Source organism: Vogesella oryzagri, assembly GCF_040148885.1.
In the GTDB taxonomy this organism is placed as follows: Bacteria; Pseudomonadota; Gammaproteobacteria; order Burkholderiales; family Chromobacteriaceae; genus Vogesella; species Vogesella oryzagri.
In genome coordinates, this window is record NZ_JBEFLD010000004.1 from 105,473 (window position 1) to 112,477 (window position 7,005).

The following is a 7,005-nucleotide window of genomic DNA, read 5'->3' on the forward strand; positions in this document are numbered from 1 at the left end:
TGCCAAGTAAAATGGAAGCATAAGCAAATTGCACTCTTCTACGTGCCAAAAAAACAATAGGTAGGTCAGTAGCCGCCTCTCCGGTAGCAGGGGATGCTACTCATCCAGCTCAACTAAAGCCAAGCGCCAGAACTCTCTCTTCACTAGGTACCTGCATTCCAGTCAATCTGTTCGGGTTCCGCCACATTCAGTCCTGTCTTTCAGTCGAATGCCTCTTTGACCTAGTGTTGCGTCAAGCCGCTGGAACGGTGGCACGCCTGCGCCTAGTCGGGCTAGGCTACTAGGTGACTCCTTTTCTGTGCCTCCTCTGGGAACTATCACATCGTCAGATGTGCTTACTTTTTTTTGTTCATCCATATGGATGATGTCCCACTCTCCCTGGTTTACTACGTTGCTAGTGCTCAGCAACCTGATCAGCGTAGGAGCACATCATGGCTACGATCAATGGCAACTCACAAAACAACACCCTTCAGGGAACATCCAAGAACGACACCATCACCGGTTTTGCCGGAGATGATTTTCTTTATGGGGTCGGAGGAAACGATACCCTTGATGGGGGCAGCGGGGATGATCTGCTGTTCGGAGGCGCTGGTAACGATACTTACATTTTTGGTGCTGGCTACGGCAATGACGTGATTGATAACTCAGGCGGTGCCACCAATGATACCGACACCATTAAGTTGCTTGGGTTGAATGCCGTTGATATTCGAGTCTATCGAGTTGGTAATGACCTTGTTCTGAATGTGCTAGCGGATGGTTCAACGCTGACAGTACGCCAGTATTTTGCGGATGCAGACCATAAAATTGACAGTATTGTATTTGCTAATAAATCAACTTGGAATAGCAGCGATATTCTTGCCAACCTTTACTACCCAGAGGTCACGGCGACTACTGGCAATGACACGATTTTGGGAAATCCAACCGACGACGCGCTGCAAGGACTTGAGGGGGACGACACGCTGTACGGTAACGGTGGCAATGACTTACTTGATGGTGGCTCCGGTGCGGACTATATGGAAGGTGGTTTCGGTAACGACATTTACGTTGTCGAAAATACAGGTGATATAGTGGTGGAGGCCAGTGGTGCAGGAATCGACACAGTACGTACTTCAATCAATTACACCCTAACTAGTAATATCGAAAACCTGGAGTTGACTGGTAGCGCCAATCTAACAGGTACAGGTAATGCACTAGACAACAGCCTCAGTGGCAATAGCGGAAATAACGTGCTGGATGGTGGTGCTGGCAAGGACACGATGAGCGGTGGTGATGGTGACGATACTTATATCGTTGACAATACGGCTGATGTTGTTGTTGAGGGAGGTAATGCCGGTGTCGATACTGTCCGCGCTTCAGTCAGTCAAACATTGGCAATTAATGTCGAAAACCTAGAATTAACTGGGGGAAGTAATATTTCTGGTGCCGGAAATGCATTAGATAACCGCATTTATGGTAATGCTGGCAATAATGTATTAGATGGCGGAGCAGGTAACGACTGGCTCAAAGGGGGGGCGGGAAACGATACCTATCGCTATGGACAGAATTATGGTTATGACGTGATAGACAATTCTGGTGGGGCAACAAAGGATATAGATGCGTTGCAATTGGTCGGCCTCAATCCGGGCGATGTACAGTTTGTGAAAAGCGGCACGGATCTGGTCATGAAGGTGCTAGCGACTGCGCGGACCTTGACACTCCAGGGGTTTTATCTTGGAACGGATCACGAAATTGACCGGGTTGTGTTCAGTAATGGCACTGTTTGGAACAGCACAACGCTAAAGGCATCAGTCAACACCCCCCCGATCTCTACCAATGCCAGTGTGACCACATTGGAAGATACGGCTGTTGTACTTGGTGTGAGTCATTTTGGTAGTTATGCCGATGCGGAAAATAGTCCGTTAGCTGCCATACAAATCACGGCAGTGCCTACTGTGGGTAGTCTGCAATACTTCAGTGGAAGTAACTGGGGCGCGGTGACGGTGAACCAGATCATCAGCAGGGCTGACCTGGATGCGGGAAAGTTACAATTCGTTCCAAATATTGATGCGAACGGCGCTGGATATGCCAGTATCAGCTTTAAAGTCAGTGATGGCTTGGATTTCTCTCTCAGTGCCAACACACTATCAATCAATGTCACCCCGGTAAATGATGCTCCTACGGTGATGGGCCCGGTCACACTAGCAGATGGCACAGAGGACGTGCCGGTGATCTTGACGTCTGGACAGTTGTTGGCCAATGCCCACGACGTGGATAACGGGGATGTACTGCACGTGCAAAGCGTCAGCGTAGATCCAGTCTATGGCGTGGTGACCGATAACGGTGACGATAGCTGGATCTTCACCCCGGTCGCCAACCGCAACGGTGCTGTGAGTTTTGCAGTGGTGATTTCGGACGGCACGGCGACGATTGCCACCAGCGCTGAACTCAACCTCGCCCCGGTCAACGATGCGCCGACGGGCAGTGCGACAGGTGAATTGGCCGCTGGTAGTGAAGACACGCCCTATGTGATTTATAGCAACGGCCTTCTGCAGGGCCTTGGTGACGTTGATGGAGATCTGCTGTCGGTGTCCAATCTGGTTGCTAGCCACGGCAGTCTAAGCGACAACGGTGATGGGAGCTGGGTTTTTACGCCGGAGGAGAACTACAGCGGAACAGTCGAGCTGACCTATGATGTTATTGACAATCACGGCGGAAGTATTTCCGCGAGCCAGGCATTTGAAGTAGTGGCAATTCCTGACGCGCCCATCTTGTCTGTTCCTGAATGGCACCCGACGGCGAACGGCGGACTGGTTACGCTGACTTTCACAGGGGTGTTATCGCAAACATACGATTTTGAGAACATCATTGGGATTCCATATGGTACCAAGTATGTTGCAACTGTGACATACGCATTGGGACTTTCAGACAGTAACTCCATTGCAGAGGTAGGGGACTACTGGAATACTCAGTCCGGCATGGGGTTCAGGGTCGAGTTTGAAAGTGGTCACGTTTTTGTCAGCGATCCAGTGAGCCCTAGTTTCTTGGTGGAAGTGGTTAATGGATATTATGGCCAGGATAATATTGTATTCCGTAGTTATAGTAATGTGTTTTACTCGTTGGATGGTCAAGTGCTGGATCTTGAGCAGTCACACATTTCCATTCAATTGGATGACAGCACAAGTAATGCGCTGAGCAATACAGAGATACCGACAGCCTTAGATCTCTCTGATTGGAGCTTTTCTTGGGGGCTGGATCTCTCAGGGTGGGGCCTCGGGTTTGGGCGGGACTTTCTTTATCGCAGCACACTTGATACCGCCGAGTCACTTATTTCAGGTGATGGAGCAAATGTTAGAGTGCTTGAAGGTCATCCTGCAGAATTGGGGATCGTATCTTACTTGGTGGATGTGGACGGATCGGAAACCCTAACCGTAAAGGTTGAGGGAGTACCTTCTGGATTTACGTTGTCGGCGGGTCATACGGATGATTCTGGAAGCTGGGTGCTCAATCTGGATGATCTACCAGGGTTAACTATATCTGCGCCAGAGAATTACGTTGGGACGTTGACGCTGAATGTGGTTGCGATTGCAACGGAAAATTCTAGCGGCAATTCCGCTAGCACAGCACACGTTTTAAGCTTGGAGTTCGTGGCTGTAAACGATGCGCCGACCGTGAGCGGCCCGGTCAGCCTGCCAGCTGGTAGCGAAGACGTCGCCTACCCGCTCAGTGCAGCGCAACTGTTGGCCAACGCCAGCGACGTCGATGCGGGCGATACGCTAAGCGTGCAGAGCATCAGCGTCGATCCGGCAGATGGTGCGCTGGAGGATAATGGCGATGGCAGCTGGACCTTCACCCCGGTTGCCAATCGCAACGGTGCTGTCAGCTTTGCGGTGGTGATCAGCGACGGCACGGCCACAATCAACACTGCGGCCACCCTGAACCTTGCCGCAGTGAACGACGCCCCCACCGGCAACCCAACGACGGCACTGTCCGCCGGCAGTGAGGACACCCCCTACATTTTCGCTGCTGCGGCGCTGCTGGCCGGCTTCAGCGACGTTGATGGCGATACGTTGTCCGTCACAAACCTCAGTGCCAATCACGGCACGCTGGCTGACAATGGCGACGACAGCTGGACCTTCACTCCGGATGCCAACTACAACGGCGCGGTCACGCTCCGCTACGAGGTAATCGATGGCAACGGTGGCTCGCTTGCCGCTACGCTGGGCTTCAGTCTGGCGGTGGTCAACGACGCGCCGACTCTGCAGGTAGCGCTGCTCGACCAGTACAGCGGGGGGGGGAAGGCGTTCACCTACACTTTACCCGCCAACACCTTTGCCGACGTCGATGTAGGCGACAGCCTGACGTTGAGCGCTAGCTTGGCCAACGGCGACCCCTTACCGGCCTGGCTGAGCTTTGATGCGGCTAGCCGCACCTTAAGCGGCACGCCTCCGGCGGGCACACTACTCGGCAGCATCGATATCAGCGTCACCGCCACCGATTCCGGTGCACTCTCAGTGAGTGACGGCTTCACTCTGAATCTGTACACAATCCTCGGCACACCCAACGCCGACACGCTTGACGGCAGCGTGGTCGACGATGCGATCTACGGACTGGCGGGCAATGACCGGCTCTACGGTTTTGACGGAAACGACCTCCTGATTGGCGGCGCTGGTGATGACTACCTTGCCGGCGGCAACGGTGACGATATCCTCGATGGTGGCGACGGCAATGACACATTTCTCGGCATGTTCGAGTTAGGCAACGACACCCTGAATGGTGGCGGCGGTAACGACCGGTTCGAACTTTATGTTGGCAACACCTCGGCTGCCCAAGCGAAGCTGGTCACCGGCGGTGCTGGCCAGGATACGTACTGGGGCCTCTACGGATATGCCAACTATGTCGTCACCGACTTTGCCACTGGGGCAGGCGGCGACACTCTTGATGTCAGCGCCTTGTTAGGCGTTAACGGCAGCGCCAACTGGTACACCGGGGGCAATCCCTTTTCGGCGGCCAACGGCTTCCTGCGCCTGACCCAGTCTGGCAACGACACGCTGGTACAATGGGATCGGGATGGCGCTGCCAACGGCAACTACACCTGGCAGACCTGGATAACCCTGCAGAATCTGCAGGCCTCTTCGATTACGTCCGACAACTTCGTCGACGGCATCAACCCGGATGGCTCCTCAGCTGTCGGACTAGTGCTCACAGGCACGGCGGGCAGCGACAACCTGAACGGTGGTGTTATGGATGACACCATCTACGGCCTCGCCGGTGATGACACGCTGTCGGGGGGAGTAGGCGGCAATGATACTCTGGACGGTGGTGACGGCAACGACAATCTGTCCGGCGGTGTCGGCAACGACCTCCTGATTGGCGGAGCTGGTGATGACTACCTTGCCGGCGGCAACGGTGACGATATCCTCGATGGTGGCGACGGCAATGACACATTTCTCGGCATGTTCGAGTTAGGCAACGACACCCTGAATGGTGGCGGCGGTAACGACCGGTTCGAACTTTATGTTGGCAACACCTCGGCTGCCCAAGCGAAGCTGGTCACCGGCGGTGCTGGCCAGGATACGTACTGGGGCCTCTACGGATATGCCAACTATGTCGTCACCGACTTTGCCACTGGGGCAGGCGGCGACACTCTTGATGTCAGCGCCTTGTTAGGCGTTAACGGCAGCGCCAACTGGTACACCGGGGGCAATCCCTTTTCGGCGGCCAACGGCTTCCTGCGCCTGACCCAGTCTGGCAACGACACGCTGGTACAATGGGATCGGGATGGCGCTGCCAACGGCAACTACACCTGGCAGACCTGGATAACTCTGCAGAATCTGCAGGCCACGGAGCTGACGACAGAAAACTTCGCACCCTCGGTGGTGGTTCTCAACACGCCCCCGGTGCTGAGCGCCCCGCTGGCCGACCAGCTGGCGGCAGAGGATGCAGGGTTCAACTTCGTGGTGCCAGACAGTACCTTCAGCGACTCTGATGCGGGCGACACGCTCAGCTACAGCGCCAGTCTGGCGAACGGCTCGGCGCTGCCTGCATGGCTGAGCTTCGATGCGGCTACCCGCACCTTCAGCGGCACGCCGGCGCAGGCCGATGTGGGCGCCCTCGACGTGCGCATGACCGCCACCGACGCCGCTGGCTTTTCGGCCAATGATGTGTTCACCCTGACGGTCAGCAACGTCAACGATGTACCTACCGTCAGCGGGCCAGTGAGCCTGCCGGGCGGGGTGGAAGATCAAAGCTACACCCTGAGCGCCGCGCAACTACTGGCGAACGCCAGCGATGTCGACGGCGATATGTTGTCGGTACAGAGCCTGGCGGTCGATGCCGCTGACGGCAGCGTGGTCGATAACAACGATGGCACCTGGACATTCGCCCCTGCCCCGAACCGCAATGGCGCGATCAGCTTTGCGCTAGTCATCTCGGACGGTATCGCCACGGCTAACACGTCAGTCAACCTGACACTGGCTGCGGTCAACGATGCGCCAACCGGCAGCGTCACGCTGTCCGGCAGCGCGCTCGAGGGGGAGACGTTGACGGCTGGCAACACATTGGTCGATGTAGATGGACTGGGTGCCATTGGCTACCAGTGGCAAAGCTCGTCCGATGGGGTGACTTGGGGCGATGTAATCGGGGCGACTGTTGCCAGCCTGACGCTGGATACAACGCTGGTCGGTCTGCAGGTGCGCGTACTGGCAAGCTACACCGATGGCGATGGTATGTTCGAGGTAGTGCCGAGCTCAGCGACAGCCATTGTGGCGCAGTTGCTCAACCCTGTTTACGGCAGCGAAGGTCCGGATAATCCGCTATATGGCACGAGCGCATCAGACCTGATCCAAGCCAAGGCCGGTGATGATGTGGTATATGCCCTGGCCGGAGACGATACAGTCTACGGAGAAAGTGGCAACGATACGCTGACCGGCGATGACGGCAATGACACGCTGGATGGGGGTAGCGCCCAGAACACGCTGTATGGCGGTAACGGCAACGACACGTTGACTCTGGGGAGTGGTGCCACCG

Annotated in this window: 1 protein-coding gene; it reads left to right on the forward strand. The window is 55.6% G+C overall.

Translation table 11 applies throughout. The features are described 5' to 3' along the window. Positions 1 to 431 precede the first annotated feature (431 nt). On the forward strand, positions 432 to 7,005 hold a 6,574-nt coding region (locus tag ABNW52_RS08275; RefSeq protein WP_349586256.1), incomplete at its 3' end, for a cadherin-like domain-containing protein.